This is a genomic window from Anaerolineales bacterium (assembly GCA_030583885.1).
Taxonomy (GTDB): Bacteria; Chloroflexota; Anaerolineae; order Anaerolineales; family Villigracilaceae; genus Villigracilis.
Window position 1 is genome coordinate 2538608 of sequence record CP129480.1, and the last position, 18601, is coordinate 2557208.

General features: G+C 54.8%; 15 protein-coding genes. 9 read left to right on the top strand and 6 right to left on the bottom strand.

Annotated elements, in window-relative coordinates; genetic code table 11:
• Window positions 1–3 precede the first annotated feature (3 nt).
• The 9 genes from QY332_12650 to QY332_12690 all read left to right on the top strand — a co-directional run bounded on the left by QY332_12650 (window position 4) and on the right by QY332_12690 (window position 12137).
• A complete protein-coding gene (locus tag QY332_12650; GenBank protein WKZ34462.1) occupies window positions 4–669 on the top strand; it encodes a corrinoid protein in 666 nt (221 codons plus the stop codon).
• A 90-nt stretch (window positions 670–759) separates the two neighbouring features.
• Window positions 760–2211 carry a trimethylamine methyltransferase family protein gene (locus QY332_12655; GenBank protein ID WKZ34463.1) on the top strand — a complete coding sequence of 484 codons (1452 nt, stop codon included), beginning with the start codon at window positions 760–762 and terminating at the stop codon, window positions 2209–2211.
• A 92-nt stretch (window positions 2212–2303) separates the two neighbouring features.
• On the top strand, window positions 2304–3782 hold the full coding sequence (locus QY332_12660) for a trimethylamine methyltransferase family protein (protein WKZ34464.1): 1479 nt from the start codon (window positions 2304–2306) through the stop codon (window positions 3780–3782).
• 85 nt (window positions 3783–3867) lie between these two features.
• Window positions 3868–5370, top strand: coding sequence for a trimethylamine methyltransferase family protein (locus QY332_12665; protein ID WKZ34465.1), 1503 nt, complete (start codon window positions 3868–3870; stop codon window positions 5368–5370).
• A complete protein-coding gene (locus tag QY332_12670) occupies window positions 5363–7153 on the top strand; it encodes a S9 family peptidase (protein WKZ34466.1) in 1791 nt (596 codons plus the stop codon). Before QY332_12665 ends, QY332_12670 begins: the two co-directional genes overlap by 8 nt.
• A 122-nt stretch (window positions 7154–7275) precedes the next feature.
• Complete coding sequence (locus tag QY332_12675; GenBank protein WKZ34467.1) at window positions 7276–8694, top strand: trimethylamine methyltransferase family protein; 1419 nt, start codon at window positions 7276–7278, stop codon at window positions 8692–8694.
• Between the two features lie 148 nt (window positions 8695–8842).
• Window positions 8843–10000, top strand: a complete 1158-nt coding sequence (locus QY332_12680) for a M20 family metallopeptidase (GenBank protein WKZ34468.1) — start codon at window positions 8843–8845, stop codon at window positions 9998–10000.
• Between the two features lie 103 nt (window positions 10001–10103).
• Entirely contained in the window at window positions 10104–10979 is an 876-nt protein-coding gene (locus tag QY332_12685; protein WKZ34469.1) for a dihydropteroate synthase, read from the top strand.
• 78 nt (window positions 10980–11057) lie between these two features.
• Window positions 11058–12137 (top strand): alpha/beta fold hydrolase, encoded by a 1080-nt coding sequence (locus QY332_12690; protein ID WKZ34470.1) that lies wholly within the window; start codon window positions 11058–11060, stop codon window positions 12135–12137.
• Here QY332_12690 and QY332_12695 read toward each other — a convergent pair whose 3' ends face one another.
• The 6 genes from QY332_12695 to QY332_12720 all read right to left on the bottom strand — a co-directional run bounded on the left by QY332_12695 (window position 12138) and on the right by QY332_12720 (window position 18580).
• Entirely contained in the window at window positions 12138–13022 is an 885-nt protein-coding gene (locus QY332_12695) for a homocysteine S-methyltransferase family protein (GenBank protein WKZ34471.1), read from the bottom strand.
• A 1-nt stretch (window position 13023) separates the two neighbouring features.
• Entirely contained in the window at window positions 13024–14268 is a 1245-nt protein-coding gene (locus QY332_12700; GenBank protein WKZ34472.1) for a molybdopterin-binding protein, read from the bottom strand.
• A 1-nt stretch (window position 14269) separates the two neighbouring features.
• Complete coding sequence (locus QY332_12705; protein WKZ34473.1) at window positions 14270–15142, bottom strand: UbiA family prenyltransferase; 873 nt, start codon at window positions 15140–15142, stop codon at window positions 14270–14272.
• A 12-nt stretch (window positions 15143–15154) separates the two neighbouring features.
• Complete coding sequence (locus tag QY332_12710) at window positions 15155–16264, bottom strand: aminotransferase class I/II-fold pyridoxal phosphate-dependent enzyme (GenBank protein ID WKZ34474.1); 1110 nt, start codon at window positions 16262–16264, stop codon at window positions 15155–15157.
• A gap of 121 nt (window positions 16265–16385) precedes the next feature.
• Window positions 16386–16856, bottom strand: coding sequence for a DinB family protein (locus QY332_12715; GenBank protein WKZ34475.1), 471 nt, complete (start codon window positions 16854–16856; stop codon window positions 16386–16388).
• 86 nt (window positions 16857–16942) lie between these two features.
• A complete protein-coding gene (locus QY332_12720) occupies window positions 16943–18580 on the bottom strand; it encodes a hypothetical protein (protein WKZ34476.1) in 1638 nt (545 codons plus the stop codon).
• Between the last annotated feature and the right edge of the window lie 21 nt (window positions 18581–18601).

Sequence of the window (18601 nt, forward strand, 5' to 3'; positions counted from 1 at the left end):
AGCATGTCGGAAGATCTGGAGAAATTGTACAAGGATATGGCGCAATGTATCATTGACGGAGACTCTGATGTATCCGTCGAACTTGCCAGGAAAGCCATCGAATTGAAAATGCATCCATTGGATGCGATCACAAAAGGCTTTGTGGTGGGTGTCAATTACATCGGCGACCAGTTCGGGGCGGGGGAGGCGTTCCTGCCTGAACTGGTGATGGCAGGCGAAGCAATGAAAGCCGCCGTAGCCACGCTGGAACCCGAGTTGCTCAAGCTGGGAGAGACCCGCGAAACCATGGGACGTGTCGTGCTTGCCACGGTGGAGGGCGATATCCACGAGATCGGCAAGACGCTCGTCGGCACCATGCTGAGCGCTTCAGGTTTCGAAGTGACCGACCTGGGCGTTGACCAGCCCGCAGACAAGATCATCGGCAAGGCTCTTGAAATTGACGCACAGATCATCGGCATGAGCGCGCTCCTGACGACCACAATGGTCCGTCAACGCGAGGTGATCGAAGAGTTGGATAAGGAGGGCCTGCGCCCGCGCATCAAGGTGATGGTCGGCGGCGCTCCGATCACGCGGGACTGGGTCGAAAAGATCAAGGCCGACGGCTACTCCGAGGATGCTGTCGGCGCAGTGAAGATCGCCAAGGAATTGGTTGGAAAATCAAACCAATAAAATTTGTTGCGAGGCGGAAGACCATCCCCCCGCAGCACCATAATAAATCAACACAGAGAGAGCAGGGAGACATAGCCTCGGGAGGGCTTTATGTCTCATAAAAACATCAAGACCATCAGCAATCCAAAGTTGAAACTTGAAATCTTAACAACTGAAGAAGTGCAAAAAATTCACGATGCTACATTGCACATCATCGAACATGTCGGCGTGAAATTCCCGTCCAAACGCGCATTGGAGATATGGGAAGCCAATGGTGCAAAGGTGGACCACGAGAAGAAGATCGTGCGCGTCAAACCGCAGGTCATTGAAGATGCCCTCAAGAAAGCCCCGCCCGCGTACAAACTCGCGGCACGCGATCCGCAGCAGGATCTTCAACTTGATGGAAATCATGTCAATCTTGGCACGGATGGTTGCGGCGTGGAAGTGATCGACATTCATACAAAGGAGAAGCGCACCTCATGTCTGCAGGATGTCCGCGACATTGCGCGGATCGCCGATGCAACCGAGGAAGTCGCCTTCCACTGGGTTCCCGTCTCCGCCCAGGATGCGCCGGTGGAGGCACGTGGACTGCATGAACTCAAGGCGGTTTGGGAGAACTCCACCAAACACGTGCAATCCGAATCCATCTATAATGTGCATGAAGCGAAAGCTGCAATCGAGATGGCTGCGCTTCTCGTTGGGGGGAAAGAGAAACTGCGCGAGCGCCCCGTCCTCTCTTTGATGCAATGCACCGCCCCGCCCCTGGGCCACGATGGCGGAAGTTTGGATGCGGCGCTTCTTGCTGCGGAGGCCGGCATCCCAACCGGCTTCATGACAATGTCTGCCTGTCTCACAACGGGACCCGCGACCATGGCAGGCACTCTTACGGTTGGCAACGCAGAAGTGATTGCAGCAACGGCACTTTTGCAGCTCGCATATCCCGGCGCACCTGTCTTTTATGCCGCGGCACAAACTGCATCAGACCTGCGCACCGGCGCCTATACAGGCGGCGGACCCGAAGACTTCCTTTTCGGCGCCGCCACCAATGTACTGGCTGATTTCTATAACATCCCGCTTTCGATGGGTTCCTTTGCAACCGGCGCCAAGGAACCGAACTGGCAGGCGGGTGTTGAAGGAAGTCTTTCCACCTTCATGGCAAGCGTGGTCATGTCCGATATGCTGCTGGGATGCGGTTTCCTGCACGGCAGCCGCATCTGGTCCTATGCCGAGATGATGATGGATTGCGAGATATTCTCGATCATCCACAAAATGATGCAGGGCATCGTTGTAGACGACGAGACGCTCGCACTGGACGCCATCGCTGCCGTCGGCCCCGGCGGGCATTATCTCGCCCAAAAACATACAAAAAAACACATGCGTGAATTATTCCTCCCGCAGTTCCTGGACCGCCGTCCATACTCAGAGTGGGAGGCCAGGAAGGACGATGCCCGTGATTGGGCAGTGAACAAGGCCCGCAGAATATTGAAGGAACATCAACCGGACCCGCTGGATGAAAAGATCACAAGGGAGTTCGACGGGATCATCAAGTCGGTTGAGAAATAGTTGAAAAGTACAGGGTCTCCAAACCATAACGTATTGCACGCATCAAAGAACTCTTCGCCAAAGAGAAGAAAATCTTAATTTAGAGGTGTCTTATGCAACCCAAACTCACACTCCTTAACGACGAGTTGATTGCCCGCATTCTGGACGAGGCCTATCAACTATTGTTGAAACCCGGCATAAAAGTGAACAATGATGAAGCAAGGGACTTGCTCGCATCCGCCGGCGCACAAGTGCATCCTGAAACGAACGTTGTGAGGATTCCAGAACAGATCGTCCACAAGGCGCTGGAAACCGTCCCTCGCGAGTTTTATCTTTATGATTACGAGGGCAGCCCAACGGTCAAATACGGAGGCGATGCCGTGCACTTCGACCCGGGCTCATCAGGTATCGCCATGCTCAACCCGGAAACATTGGAGCATGATACGACCGAAACACCGCACTTGATTCGGCTGCTGAAAGTGGCCGAGCAACTGCCGCAGTACGATGCGCAGTCCACTGCAGTGGTTTGCCATGACGTGCCGCAAACGATCCAAGATTCATACCGCCTGTACCTGGCGCTGATCTACTCAAGGAAACCGATCGTTACGGGCGCGTTTACGAATAAAACCGTCAGCGAAATGATCGACATGCTGGCCATCCTTGCCGGTGGACATGACGCATCCCGCACAAAGCCGCGCGCCATCTTCGATGTTTGCCCCGCGCCGCCCCTCATTTGGAGCAATTTCGGCGCAGGCAATTTGATCGCACTGGCACGGGCGGGGATTCCTGCCGAGATCGTTTCCGTCCCATTATCGGGAGCGGCGGCTCCAGTCACCATGCTCGGCACGGTCACCCAGCACGCAGCAGAATGCCTCGCCGGCATCACGATCCATCAACTTGCAAAGGCAGGCTCCCCCATCGTCTGGGGCGGCGCCGCGGCGATCTTCGACATGCGCAAGGGCGCCACCCCCATGGGCGCAGTCGAAACCGCCATGCTTGATTGCTCGTATGCGCAGGTTGCAAAATCGCTTGGGATGCCCACGCACACTTATCTTGGCGCGACCGATTCGAAACTCGTGGACGCGCAGGCGGGCATGGAAAGCGGCATCACCGCCATGATCGGCGCATTAAGCGGCATCAACATGATCTCCGGCTCCGGCATGCTGGATTTCCTCTCCTGCCATAGTGCGGAAAAACTCGTCGTGGATGCAGAAGGCATCTCCATGGCAAAGCGCATGCTGACAGGCGTAAAGATCCACACAGAAACGCTGGCCACCGGTTTTTACGATGACAAGATCAACTTCAAAGGCGGCGATTTCCTCAAGCAGAAGATCACCATGCAGCTCTTTCGCGAGGAACAGCACCTGCCGAGCAATGTCATCGACCGTGCTTCCATGCGAGACTGGAAACAAGCGGGCTCACTGGACACCTATGAGCGCGCAAAAGTGATGGTAAAGGAATTGCTCGCCTCCTACCGCCGGCCTGAAATTAACACTGCCAAAATAAGTGAACTCCACACGTTCATGCTGGACCTCGCCAAAAAGGCGGGTCTTGAACAATTACCCGCGCTAGAGGATTACCAACCCGCATAACATCTCTGCCTGCCCGGGTGATTGCCAAATTCATAAAAGTTAAGTTGTAACGAGTGGCAAACTTGCAGATCGTTACCCGCATCCCATGAATCAACCACCCAGGAGTCGCATGATGCAACCCAAACTGTCCCTGTTAGACGATGAACTGATCGCCCGGATCATTGAGGAAGCGTACCAATTGATGCTCAAGCCGGGCATCAAAGTACAGAATGCCGAAGCAAGGGAACTGCTTGCCGAGGCAGGCGCACAAGTGGACGAAGAGACGCTGGTCGTCCGCCTCCCTGCCCAGATCGTCAGGAAGGCGCTGGAAACTGTTCCCCGCCAGTTCCATCTGTATGATTACGACGGCAACCCCAAGGTCCAGTACGGAGGCGATGCGGTTCATTTCGATCCCGGCTCCTCTGGGATTTCCGTCCTCATTCCGGAGACGATGGAACACAAGACGGCCGAAACCGCGGATCTGATTCGCCTTTTGAAAGTCGCGGAAAGCCTGCCACAATACGATGCGCAGTCCACAGCGGTGGTATGTCATGATGTGCCAAAGGACCTGCATGACCTGTATCGTTTGTATCTCGTCATGTTGTATTCAAAAAAGCCGATCGTCACGGGCGCATTCACCAACACAACCGTACACCACATGATCGACATGCTTGCCATCTTTGCCGGCGGGCGCGAAAACCTGCGTGAACATCCACGTGCCATATTTGATGCATGTCCATCCCCGCCATTGATCTGGTCGAACTTTGGCGCAGGCAATCTGATAACCCTGGCACGCGCAGGCGTGCCGGCTGAAATTGTATCCATGCCATTGGCTGGCGCCGCCGCCCCCGTGACACTGCTCGGCGCGGTCACACAGCATGCGGCGGAATGCCTGTCCGGCATCACCATTCATCAACTTGCGCACGCGGGCTCGCCCATCGTCTGGGGCGGGGCGCCATCCATTTTCGACATGCGCAAGGGCGGCACACCGTTTGGTTCTGTTGAAACCGCGATGATCGATTCGTCCTACGCGCAGGTTGGAAAGTCCCTCGGCCTGCCGACACACGCCTATCTCGGCGCGACCGAGTCGAAAATTTTGGATATGCAGGCAGGCCTCGAAAGCGGCATGGGAGCATTGGTCGGTGCGTTGAGCGGCATCAACATGATCTCCGGCTCCGGCATGCTTGATTCACTGCTCTGTCAAAGCCCGGAAAAACTCGTTGTGGATGCGGAAAGCATCGCCATGGCCAAGCGCATGGTGCAGGGCATGAAGATCCAGACCGAAACGCTTGCCACGGGTTTTTATGAAGGTGTCAACTTCAAAGGCGGTGACTTTCTAAAGCAAAGGATCACCATGCAGCTCTTCCAAAAGGAACAGCACATGCCGGGCAAGGTGATCGACCGCGACTCGATGCGCGGCTGGAAGGAATCAGGATCGTTGGACACCTTCACCCGCGCAAGAAACCGCGTGACGGAAATCCTCGCCTCCTATACCCGCCCCGGGCTTGATCCCGCCAAAGAGGCGGAACTCCACGCCTATGTTTTGGATCTCGCAAAAAAAGCAGGCATGAAGCAATTGCCAATGATGGAGGATTTTCAATTTGCATAAAAAGGTCGATCTTGCTCAACTTCTGCGCATTCCTCACGTCGATAACAGCCTGCCATTTGACATCTCACCCGACGGAAGGCAGGCCGCTTTTTCATGGAACAAATCCGGCAAATGGGAATTGTACGAAATCTCAGTGCGGGAGGATGAGCCGCAAATCAGATTGTATGGAGCAATAGCGCAAATCCAGGGATCAAAATTTGCGCCCAAATATTCCCCGGACAGCTCCATGATCGCCTTTGCACTGGACATTGACGGGAGCGAGTCGTATCACATCGTCGTCCACGATATTAAGAACAACGCAACAACTGATCTCACCCCTCGAATTATCCACGCACACCAGCCGAATATCGCCTGGTCTCCGGACGGAAAAATGCTGGCAGTACTCTCCGATGCGAAGGGACAGTTCGCGTTATACCTGCTTCCTGTGGATGGAAGCGGTCCACGGCTGCTGAGAAACATATTCCATCCATGCTGGGACGCAGTTTGGTCGCCGGATGGACAATGGATCGCAGTCGAGTCCGAATCCACGGCAAGCGACCGAAGTATTCATGTTGTGCCCGTCAACCGTCGGCGCAAAGGCGTAAAGGCAAATACGGTCCAGTTGAAGATCGGCGGCAAAGTCTTGAATGCACAGCATCCTGCATGGTCACCAGACTCGAAGTCCCTGGCTTTCTCCGCTGAGCGGGATGAATGGTACGACATAGGCTTGTTCAACGTCGAAACCCAGGAGATCGCCTGGATCAATCAATCCGTGGGGGATGACACACAGCCCGCGTGGTCGCAGGGCGGGGAACTCATCGGGTGGATTCATTCCGAGGGAGCACGAACCAGCCTTCAGATCAGGAAAGGAGGCGGTGAACTTCGCCAAATCAAAGTTGGAGATGGCGTCCATGCATTTCCGCAGTTCGTATCCGATGGGATCATCCTTGTCTATGAGGATGTCAATCATCCGCCTGATTTATGGAAGATGCATTTCGAAAGCGGAGAAGCCAAGCAGCTCACGAAGTGGTTGGATGAAAAATTAAATTTTGTGCAGCCCGAAGAAATTTCATATGCAGGTTTGGACGGTACGCAAGTGCCCGCGCTGTTGTATCGCGCAGGGAATGAGCGCGCAGTGCTGGATATTCATGGCGGACCGAACTGGCATTTCTCGTTCGGGTGGAATCCGTTCATGAGTTATATGGCGGCGGGTGGCTGGACGGTGCTCGCGCCGAATTATCGCGGCTCAACGGGGTACGGCAAGGCGTGGCAGAATGCCAGCCGTTACGACATGGGCGGCTTGGACAATGATGATTGCGCGGCGGGGGCGAAGTATTTGTTGAAGAATGGGCTTGCAAAAAAAGTTGCAGTGACAGGGCGCAGTCACGGCGGATATTTGACGATGACCTGCCTGACGACGCACCCTGAATTGTTTGCCGGTGGTTCGGCGGTCGTGCCGTTTTTGAATTGGTTCAAGTCACACAAGGATTCGCGTGAAGACCTGCAACATTGGAACATCGAAAACATGGGCGATCCTGAAGAGAACCGGGAATTATGGATTGCGCGGTCGCCGTATTTCTTTTTGGACAGGGTCAATGCACCCGTACAATTGATCTGCGGCGGGAACGATCCGCGCTGCCCCTCATCGGATTCGCTGGAGGCGCGTGATAAACTCATTCAACTTGGAAAAGAAGTTGAGTTTTTGCTTTACAAGGGCGAAGGCCATTCGTTTTTGAATATTAATAATGTGATCGATTCAGAGACAAAACGTGTGGAGTTTTTGGAGAAGGTGTTGAGAGATTAGCCACAAAGGAACACAAAGGGTCACACGTGTGCCTGCGCACAGTGCAGGCAAAGGATTTCAAGTTGTTTCCTTCGTGCTCCTTCGTGACACTTCGTGGTGAAAAAATTTTTAGAGGAGAATCTATGCAGCCACTAAAGTTTTTATCAGACGAAGATATACAAGCAATGCACGAAGCAACCATGCAAGTGTTGCATGAGGCGGGTGTTTTTTGGACGCACAAACCAAGTTTGGATATTTTGCAAGGCGCTGGGTGTATTGTAAAGGATAATCGCGTCTTCTTCCCGCCTGACCTTGTGATGGATTCAATTGCAAAGGCGAACAAACGCCCCGTCATCCGCGGGCGCAATGGACAGGTTAATGAGTTGGGCAACGGCACATTGTACTTTCACAATCTTGGCGGCGCGCGGGATGTGTATGATGCACGAACCGACACCCGCCGCGTGGCAACTGTACAAGATTGTACCGATGCCGTGCGTCTATTGGATGCGCTGCCCAATTGCAATACGGTCACACCCTTCTTCACGCCGCCAGATGTCAGCAATGAAATGCTGTCCCTGCACATGTACCGCCATGCGCTTTCGAATACGGTCAAGCCTGTTCAGGGACCTGGCATCCAATTCGGACATGAAGTGCGCCTTGCCGTGGAAATGGCAACTGTGGCGGGAACAAAGCCCGAAGAATTGACTCTTTCTCTTTCACCCGTCAGCCCATTGACGATGCACGATATTGCCGCCGAAGCGATCATGGAAATGGCAAAATACGGTGTGATCCATGCCAACCTGCCCTGCCCCACAGGCGGCGCGACTTCGCCGATGACCATCACGGGCAGTATCGTGCAACAGAGCGCCGAGTCGCTCGCTCCGCTGGTGCTGGCGCAGATCATCAACCCTGGCTGTGGTTTCGTCTATTGCGGAAGGCTTGGGATGTTGGAACCGCGCACGGGTCTGATCTGGGGTGGCGTGGAGTTGGGTTTATCGTCTGCCGCCACGGTTCAACTCGGGCATCATTACGGGTTCAGTGTCAATGTTTATGGATTCTCAACCAATGCCCACACACTCGATGCGCAGAACGCCTTCGAGCGCGGACTCAACGCCGCCATCCCCGCTCTGGCTGGGGCTGATGAACTCTCGGGCATCGGCGAAATGGAAGCGGGAGTGATGGGCTCCTTTGCCCAAATGGTATTGGACAATGAATTGGCCAGCAGTGTGCAGCGTCTGCGCAAAGGACTTTCGGCAGACGCGGGACATCTCGCCGTGAACATTATTCTGGATGTAATGAACGGCACGCGCAACTTCCTTGGGCAGAAGCACACCCTGAAACACCTGCGCGGCGGCGAACTTGCGCTGACAAAGCTTGCCGAACGCAACTCCTGGGAAACATGGGAGGAAAAACTCAACCGCAAGCAAATGGCAGATTATGCCGTTGATGAAGCCGAGCGCATCCTGCGCGAACATGTTGTCCCGCCATTGGACGCTGCGCAGGAAGCGGAATTGGATAAAATTCTCGCAGCGGCAGAGCGGGAGACGGTGAAGAAAAAATAATTACAAAACCTGGTGGTCGAGTAGGGCTGAGTTAAACGAAGCCCGTATCGAGACCATACGTTAACTAAAATGATTTCAATAACAGGTGGTCTCGATACACCGCTCGAAGATCACTCACGGCTACTCGATCACCGAACAAGGAGAAACTATGATCAAACAGGCACATGCAATTTCAGAGGAACTGATCGAATGGCGGCGGGATTTCCACATGCATCCGGAAACAGGTTTTGACGTCCACCGCACGGCGGGAATCGTCGCGGACGAATTGGAGAAGATGGGATACCGGGTCAGGCGCGGGGTGGGAAAGACCGGTGTCGTCGCAGAGATCGGCGAGGGCGGCAAAATGGTCGCCATCCGTGCTGATATGGATGCACTTCCGATCTTCGAGCAAAACGAAACAGAATATGTCTCTAAGAACGAAGGCAAAATGCACGCCTGTGGACACGACTCGCATACAGCAATGGCGCTGGGCGCCGCACAGATCCTTGCAAAGAAAAAAATAAATGGACGCGTGCGCTTTTTATTCCAACCGTGCGAAGAAACCGCAGACGACGAGGGAAAAAGCGGCGCGCAACGCATGTTCACCGAAGGCGCAGTGGACGGCGTGGATTACGTCATTGCCCAGCACGTGGACCCGACCAGCCCGGTGGGAACGATCCGCATCAACGAAGGTCCCAGCGGCGGCGGCGTGGATTCGTTCGCTGCCACCATCAAAGGCAAGGGAGGTCATGGGGCGTATCCGCATAAATCCATGGATCCATTCGCCATGCTCGCGCATGTCATCATGGGCATCAACTCGATCATCCCGCGCAGGCTGGACCCATTCGAGCCTGCGGTCATCAGCATCGGCGCGGTCCATGGCGGATTTACGGAAAACGTCATCCCTGACCAAGTGGAAATGAAAGGCACGATCCGTTTCACTTCACTGGATGTTCAGAAAATACTCCGTCAGGAAGTGACCCGGGTTTTTGAGATCGTCAAAACGCTTGGCGGCGATTATGAACTGGACTTCCTGTTCGGAGGCCTGCCGCTGATCAATGACAAACATGTTGCGGAAGTCATCGAAAAGGTCGGGAGGGATCTGCTCGGGAAGGACAAAGTACACCCGATGCACAAGACGCTCGGGGCGGAAGACTTTCCTGAATTCCTTAAGAATGCGCCGGGCGCGATGTACACACTCGGCACAAAAATCGAAGGGCGTGAAGTGTACGAACTTCATCACCCCAAGTTCGATCTGGATGAGCGCGCCTTGCCGGTCGGCACGGCGGTATTGGCCGAGACAGCCTTGAGGTTTTTAAAATCTTAAAATCACTGCGGGCGATTGCCGCGAAGCAGACTCCTGCGCCATCGGATCGCTTCGCCCAGCGGAACGCGCCTCGCAATGACATAATCAAAATCGGAGGGCATCTATGCATACCATATTAAAGTCAAAAAGCAGGGAAGTCATGATTGGGTTCGACAAACCATTCGTAGTCATCGGCGAAAAACTCAACCCGACGGGTATAAAAAAACTCGGGCAGGCACTTGTCGAACGCAATATGGAGTACGTCAAACAGCTTGCCAAACGCCAGGTGGATTGGGGCGCGGATGTCCTGGATGTGAACGTCGGTCATCCGCAGATCGAGGAGGCGGAGGTCATGCCACTGGTCGTGGAAGCCGTGCTGTCTGTGACGGATGTCCCGCTGTGCATCGACTCCAACGAACCAAGGATTCTCGAAGCAGGCCTGAACGCCATTAAAGGCGGCAAGCCGCTGGTGAACTCTGTCAACGGGGAGGAGAAGCAGCTGGCGACGGTCCTGCCCATCGTCAGGGAAAGAGGCGCAGCCGTCATCGGATTGGCGATTGGCGATGACGGCATCCCGCCCACCGCGGAAGGACGCCTCGCCGCGGCAGGGAAGATCATCGAACGCGCCGCAAAAATCGGGATCCCCATCGAAGACATCATCATCGACCCGCTGGTGATGACAGTCGGTCACGACAGCAAGGCGGCGATGGTGACGCTCAAAACGATTGAATTGGTGCGGAAGGAATTTGGTGTAAACATCAGCTTGGGCGCAAGCAATGTGTCGTTTGGTTTGCCGGACCGCCACTCGGTCAATGCGGCACTCCTCGCAATTGCGATGCAAACAGGGGCAACCTGCTCCATCACCGACCCAATCAGGCTGGGCAGCGCCATCCGCGCGACGGACCTGCTCTTGGGAAGGGACGCCAATTCCATGCGCTATCTCAAATACTTCCGCGCCACGGAGAAATTACGCGAGGCGGAAGCAGCTGCAAAGCAGTAATCGTCAACCTGGTGGTCCTTAAAGAGGCGGTAATAAACTGCCTCTTTTTGTTATCTTAATCTGCAAAGGACCTTGGAAATGAGAAAAACCTTATTCGTATTAACCTGTATTGTTTTAATGATATCCGCGTGCATGACGCAGGTGGCAGCGCCAACAAGCCTGCCGGCCCCTGTTTTGGAAACACCCGCCAGTACGGAAACCCTTCTTCCAACCACCATCCAAGAGATTGCCCCATCCACACCACTGCCAAGTGCAACACCCGTTTCCCACCCGATGAGCATCATCGCCATGCGGAATGGTGATTACCCCGGCAGTGAGGTGGCCATCGTCCGCGAACTGGACCGCGGCTCAAATTACGGCCGATATTATGCATATTATCTTTCAGAGGGATTGAAGATCTACGCCCTGCTGACCATTCCCAACAGCGCGCCGCCTGAAGGCGGCTTCCCGGCCATTGTTTTCAATCACGGCTACATCCCGCCAAATGTCTATCGCACCACGGAGAGATATCTCGCCTACGTGGACGAACTCGCCAAGGCGGGCTACGTTGTCTTTCGCATTGACTATCGCGGACACGACCGCTCTGAAGGAGAACCCTCCGGCGCGTACGGCAATCCTGGTTATCAGATCGACGTGCTGAATGCGGTTGCGGCGATCAAGCTGCTGCCCAAGGTAAACGCGGATAAGGTCGGCATGTGGGGACATTCGATGGGCGGCTATCTCACCCTGCGCACGATGGTTATTTCCAACGATATAAAAGCCGGCGTGATCTGGGCGGGCGTGGTCGCTTCATATCCGGAAATGCTGTACAACTGGCGGCGCGTAGGGTCGTTCACGCCATCGCCAAGTTCGCGCGGCATCGGCTGGCGTTCGGGCTGGATCGAACAGTTCGGCACACCGGAGCAAAATCCCGTTTTCTGGGATTCGGTATCGGCGAACTCACATCTTGCCGATCTCTCCGGACCTTTGCAACTGCACCATGGAACCAATGACGAGGACGTCCCTGTGGAATTTTCCATCCGCCTTGCCGAACAGGCCCGGGCTGTGAACCAAATCGCCGATCTATATATCTACGAAGGCGACAACCACAACATCTCGAAATACTTTTCCACCGCCATGAAACGGACGATTGAATTCTTCGACACGTATTTGAAATGATTACTTTAGCGTGGTACGCAGCTGGCGGATGTGCCCGGGCGTTGTGCCGCAGCACCCGCCAATGATCTTTGCATCCCAATACATTGCATGCTGGCAATATTTTTTTGGGTCCTCGGAATCTGTATTGACCCAGCCCACATCATCATCCGCATAGCCGATATTGCCATAGGCAGTTAAGGGAAATTCTTGCCCACACACAATCCGCAATTCCGCCAGCGGCTTGGCGATATCGGGCGTCGGTCCGCAGTTGACGCCCATGATTGCGACGTCCAGTGGGAGCAGTTCATGCGCGGCTTCGGTCAGCGATTCGCCGGAAAGAATCCTCCCATCCTTGTTACAAACAAAACTCACAACAACCGGCGCACCAGTGATGACCGCCAGTTTCGCCATGATCACCGCCTCGCGAATGCAATTGATGGTCTCGATGAGAATCAGATCCACACCGCATTCAATGAGGTGATGGATGCGTTCGGAATGTTCAGCGCGAAGCGCAACATCGTTTGGGACAAGGTCTGGACGATAACAATCATCCAGGGTGGAGATCGAACCGGCGATAAAACGCCTCGATTCCGACGGGACAGCTGTCACTGCCGCCCGAGCCGTATCCACCGCCCGGCGAGTCAGTTCAAGCGCGCGATGAGCATTTCCGCTTGGCGCGAGAGCTCGGTGGTGCGTTCGAAATGTGTTTGTTGTAATAATGTCCGCACCTGCACGAAGATAATCTTCATGGATCTGTTGCAGGATTTTTGTATCCTGCTCGTTCAGCAATGCATTGGCGGACCAGAGCGGCAGGCCCGTGTCCACGCCACGGCGGTTAAGTTCCGTGCCCGTCGCACCGTCAAGGATGAGTTTGCGAGGTTGGGAAAGGGCGGTAATAAAATCCATATCAGACCAGCATCACTTCCACAATTTCGCCGGCACTCAAGCCCGTTGCGTCCGGGTGGATCTTTAACAATCCGTCCGCAGCAGCAAGTGTAAAGATGAGGTTGGATTTTCCAAAGATTGGCTCGGCATCGTACTGTGCGATCTCGGGTTTACGATTTTCAATCAACTTGACCGGCCACCAGTCTTCGCGCCCCGCCTGGGATGGAAGGTTGACCGTGAGCCTGGCCCGCACACTTGCCTTTGGCTTTGGCAGGGCGCCCAATAATTTTTCGATGACAGGCGTGACAAACAAATATCCATTCACCAGCGCGCTGACGGGATTACCGGGCAAGCCGATCACTGCCTTGCCCTTGCACACGCCCAAAATGGTCGGTTTGCCGGGACGCGTGTTGATGCCATGCACCAGCACGCCCGGCTCCCCCAACCCGCGGATGACATCGGCGGTCATGTCCCGCGTGGATGCGGATGAGCCTGCGGTGATGATGACCAGGTCGCACTCGGTGAGCGCCTTTGCCGCCGCCTCTTTCAGAACCTCGAACTGGTCGCCAAAGATCCCATAGCGGACCGCCATGCCTCCGCTTTTTTCGACGAGCGCTCCCAGCGTGTACGAGTTGATGTCACGTACCTGTCCGGGGCGCGGACGTCCACCCGGCTCGATGACCTCATCCCCAGTTGAGATCAAGCCCACTTTCACTTTTCTGGCTACACGCAAAGCCGTAATCCCCAACGCCAGCAAGCCGCCAATCTCTGCGGGACGCAGGATCGTCCCTTTGGAGATAACAACCTGATCTTTTGCCACGTCCTCGCCAATGCGGATGACGTTCTCGCCATCCGCAACGGATTTGAAGATTTCGATTTCATCCGTTTGCGCGGATTGGGCATATTCCAACATCACCACAGCGTCCGCGCCTTTGGGGAGCATGCCGCCGGTGTGGATCATCGCACATTGACCGGCATCAATCTCAAACGACGGCGCATCCCCCATTGGCACTTCGCCAATGAGGTTGAGATACGCGGGCAGCGAATCCGTCGCGCCGAAACTATCCTGTGCGCGGACGGCATATCCATCCACGCTGGTTCGCGGGAATTCAGGCAATGGATGCGGGGCAAGGATGTCATCAGCGGTGACCCGACCCAAAGCGGAATCGACTACAATGGTTTCAGAGTCAATTGTCTGCATGGAAAGATGCGCGAATAATTTATCACGCGCCTGGTCTGGAGGAAGGAGAGTCAAAAATTCAGGCATGTTATCGAAGCCAAAAGGTCAATGTTAAAAAGTATGTGGTCAGCCCGAAGACGGCGAGGGCTGTGGATGTGAGCAACGTCCAGTTGGGCGGATTGCCAAGAGCGATGGCGCGGAGTTGGAGAATCTGAAAAACAGCGAAGGGCAGGGTGAGGAAGGCTGGCCAGATAAGCTCGCTGGAAAAGCCAAGCAACGGCGTGAGGGCAAACATGACATACGTGAACGCGACGAGAACGTGATGGAGCGGCACGGCACGTTCCCAAGTGAGGAAGCGGAGAAGCGTGCCACGTTGATATTTTTCGTCGCCTTTGAACGCGGCGAAGTTGATGATCAAAAAATAGGCGAGGGCCAGCGAAGTCAGCGGAATCGCAAGGACGGCAAGCAGGCGATGATTTTCCCCCGCCTGGAGCAGAAAGCCGATGGAAGGGATCACATAGGCAATGTGCAGGGCAAGGAGCAGTTCCCCAAAGCCGCGATCCGCGAGGCGGAAGGGATGGATGGAGTAGGTCAGGATGAGAACGATGGAGGAAAGAAGGAATAGAAAAGAAGAAAGGGACAGCGTGTGATTTAGATAAATGATGAAGGCAATGACGGCGACCGACGCGATCATGCCGATGGAGAGGTGGAGCATGTTACCGCGCAGGGTTTCCTTTTGTCTGGGAGTCTCGCCTGGGACCAGCGGCTCATTGTGCGGACGGAAGACCTCGCCCAGCAACGCCATGCTGGCCTGCGCGAGGAGAATCCCTGCGAAGCCGAGCAGGAATGGCGCAAGCTGAAAGGGCTTGCCCAAATAGGCGGGGATGCTTGCGCCAAGCAGGTAGGTCAGCGCGGCGAGCAGCAGGTGGAGAGGGCGGGAAAGTTTGAGATAGGAGATCATGGAAAATGGTGGTCAATTTTTTGAAAGATATTCTTCCAAGCGCGCAACAGCCTGCGGGAGATTCTTGCGTCCCAAGCCCAAGCGGAAGTGGTTGTGGGTATCATCATAGACCGAGCCGGGCAGCAGGAGCACGCCGGCCTTCTTGACGAGGTCATCGCAGAAGGTTTCGACATTTCCCTTGAGCAGTTTGGGAAAGCCCATCGAGCCTGCCTGCGGACGAACCCATGAGAATAAAGACGAGTGGCGGGCGAACAAGTCGTCAATGACGGTCAGGTTGTTTTTGATGATTTCCAGGTTTCGCTGTGCGAGTCTTGCACGGTGACGCAGGGCAACTTCCGCGAGGAACTCGCTGGGTGCGGAATTGCAGATGGTGGTGTAGTCTTTGAGCGACGCCATCTTTTCGTACACACTTCTATTTTTCGTCGCAATCCATCCGATGCGCAAGCCTGCCAGTCCATAGGTCTTCGAGGTCACGCCGAGCGAGACAGCATGGTCGCCATAGTCCGCGGCGGCGGGGAGTCTATCCGCGGGGTTATATTCCGATTCGCGGTACACCTCGTCAGAAAACAGGATCAAATTATTTTCCTGTGCAAATTTGTTCAAGTCTTCAAAATCCGTGCGGGACATTAAATAGCCCGTCGGGTTATGCGGCGTATTAATAACAATGCCTTTGGTGTTTGGGCGCAGAAGTTGGCGGAGTTCGTCCACGTCCAGCGCCCAGCCGCCCTCTTCACGCGCCAGCCACGGGCTGACGTCACAGCCGGCGGCGCGCGCAACTTCCGCAAGGGATTGATAACCGGGCGAATGCACAATGACATGGTCTCCTGTTTGGAAGGCGGCATGCATAAACAGGTAAATTGCCTCCCCTGCGCCCGTATGCACTAAAATATCTTCCGGTTGAATGATTGTGTAGAGATTGCATATTTCCTTCCGCAACGGCGGACTTCCCCGCGATTCGGTATACCCGAGCCAGACGTTTTGGAATTTCTCCGCCGCGCCGGCTTCGAGGGCAAGCAGGTCCGCAATGGGCATGGCTTCACAGTCCGAGGAGCAGAGCAGGAATTCGGTAGTGAACTCGTATTTGGCGAAGTAGCGTTCAAGCTTGAAAGGAGGGAGCTGCATTTTAAAAACCTCTTTAACCACAAAGTGTCACGAAGATGCACGAAGCCGCTGGGGATTGCTTCGTCCCCGCCGGTTTTGATACGCCTGCCACTCAACCAACGCGGCTCCTCGCAATGACATATTATTTCAACGCCCGTTTCGCATCGCGATAATGCAACTGATTATGCAGGTACAGCATCTTGATCATCTCACGGATGACGGTCTGACCGAGAAATGGGTGCCGTCCATTAATATCAAGTTCTTCGTCCTTCAAGCCGCTCACCCACGCCACCGCCTCCGCGCGGACCTGCCTGTATTGTTCCAGCAACTCGGCGGGCGGTAAGTCCTTTGTCTTTTCCTGCTGGGCGGCGTTGTAGCGGTCAATCGAGAAATCATCTGACGCACCTTCGCCGGTGGTGCGAATCCGCTCGAAGAGTTTGACCAGTCCACGTTCGGAAGTGACGAAATGCGCCAGCACGTTGCGGATGCTCCACGTCGTCCCTTCGGTGTAGACTTCGTTCGTCCATTGCTCGGCGGTCAATTCGGAAAAGAATTGCGCCATGCGTTCGCCTTCGATTTTAAGTTTTTCGGCAAGTTCGGCTGTTTCATTCATGTGGCTCTCCTTTTCTCACCGCGAAGGAGCGAAGAACGCGAAGAAAAATTTACTTGGCGTTCCTGGCACTCTTGGCGGTACAAGCATTAAGGCTCGAGAAAATTTGCGTAATTGATCGAGCGTTTGCCCGTGGTCGGGTAGAAATAATTACGGAATGTGGAAATACGTTCAATCAATCGTTCACTATCCTCAAAGTCAGAACGAACATAATAATAATGCGTGTCGTAAGGACTGTCACCGAAGACGGCGGCAAGCACATAGCCGTTCTCCTCGGCATACGTCTTCATCAGAATGGTCATGCTGAACCAGCGCTGGGCGAGGTTGGCTTCGGTCAACCGTGGCGGGACGAGCGGCGAATAATAATCATGGAACATGATGATGTGCGGTTTGTTTCGGTCCAGGTATTCCACCGACAAGCCATTATGCGCGATGTACTGGTCGTTCAGGCCCCAGGTATCGATGGCATCCCAGCCCGAATAATAAGGCAGGAGCCCCGCTTCCGTGGTGGCGATCAGATAACCCCTGCTGCGAAATTCCGCAAGCATGCGCGCCATTTCCAGGCGGCCGTCACGCTCGTAGGGGGTGGCGCATCTTTGTTGGTGCAACGCCATGAAGCAATTTTGGAACCACGCATAATAGACGAGACCCGCGGATAGGCCGGCCAATGCAACGAGATACACGCCTCTTTCCTGGACGGAAAGTTGATTCAGCCAGTCGAATTTGAATCCACGCACGAGCGGGATCCAGGACATGAGCGCAAGCGGGACGGTCGCGTATTGGAATCGCGCGCCAAAGTTCATCTCGTCGGAGATCATGCCAAAGGCGGCGGCGAAGCCGAGTATGGGAATAAGATGGACAAGGGTTGTCTTCATCATCTCTTTGGAGCGAAAACCGAGGATGAATGCAAAGACGACCGGCAGGGACAATCGCAATGTATTCAGAATGGATGCTTCAAACGTCGCCCATTGCCATCCGCCTTCGCCTTTTTTGTAAAACGGATTCGGCAGAGGGTAACCAAAATAATCCCAGCGCCAGAGGAAGTACGCCCCGCCGAGGGTCAGGAAGACTGCGCCAAACACAACAATGATCAAAATGGAATTTTTGAATCCACGCATGACGATGACAGCAAGCAGCATCAACACAGCGAGGATGACGCCTTCGGGGCGGATCAAGCCGGTGACGAGGCCACTCAGGGCGAAGGCGAGTGAAAGCCACCAGCGGGGATGCTCCTGCTTCATCAGGATCAAGCCGAGGGTCCATGTGGAGGCGGCGGCGAGGGCAAAGAACGGCGTCCCGAAATAGGCAGACACGTAGGAGAGGCCCGTTCCAACGGCCAGATAAAGCCCGCTTATGAAAGAAAAGGGGATGGTGCCGTTATGAATGCGCCGGTTCACCCAATAGATGATGATGATGGTGAAGATATGCGAGGCAAAGCCGATGCCGCGCACAGCCTGACCGACAGTGAAGCCGAGTTTGATAAGCGCGGCGGATGCGGCCATGAAGAGAAAATCAGTGGCGCCATCCACGGGATGTTCGCCGATGTTCCAGACAATTCCATGGCCGCCGGCGAGATGCTGGGCATAGCGCATGAGCATGGCGGCATCCTCAAACGGCGGGATGGCAAAATCCACATACCGAGCCGCATAGAAGATTGTGCAGGCAATGAGAAGAAACGATACAAATAGATCGAGCAAGGTGGTGCGGTTTCGGTGAAGGAGGTTCATGATTTTCCCTGTTGCCAGTGC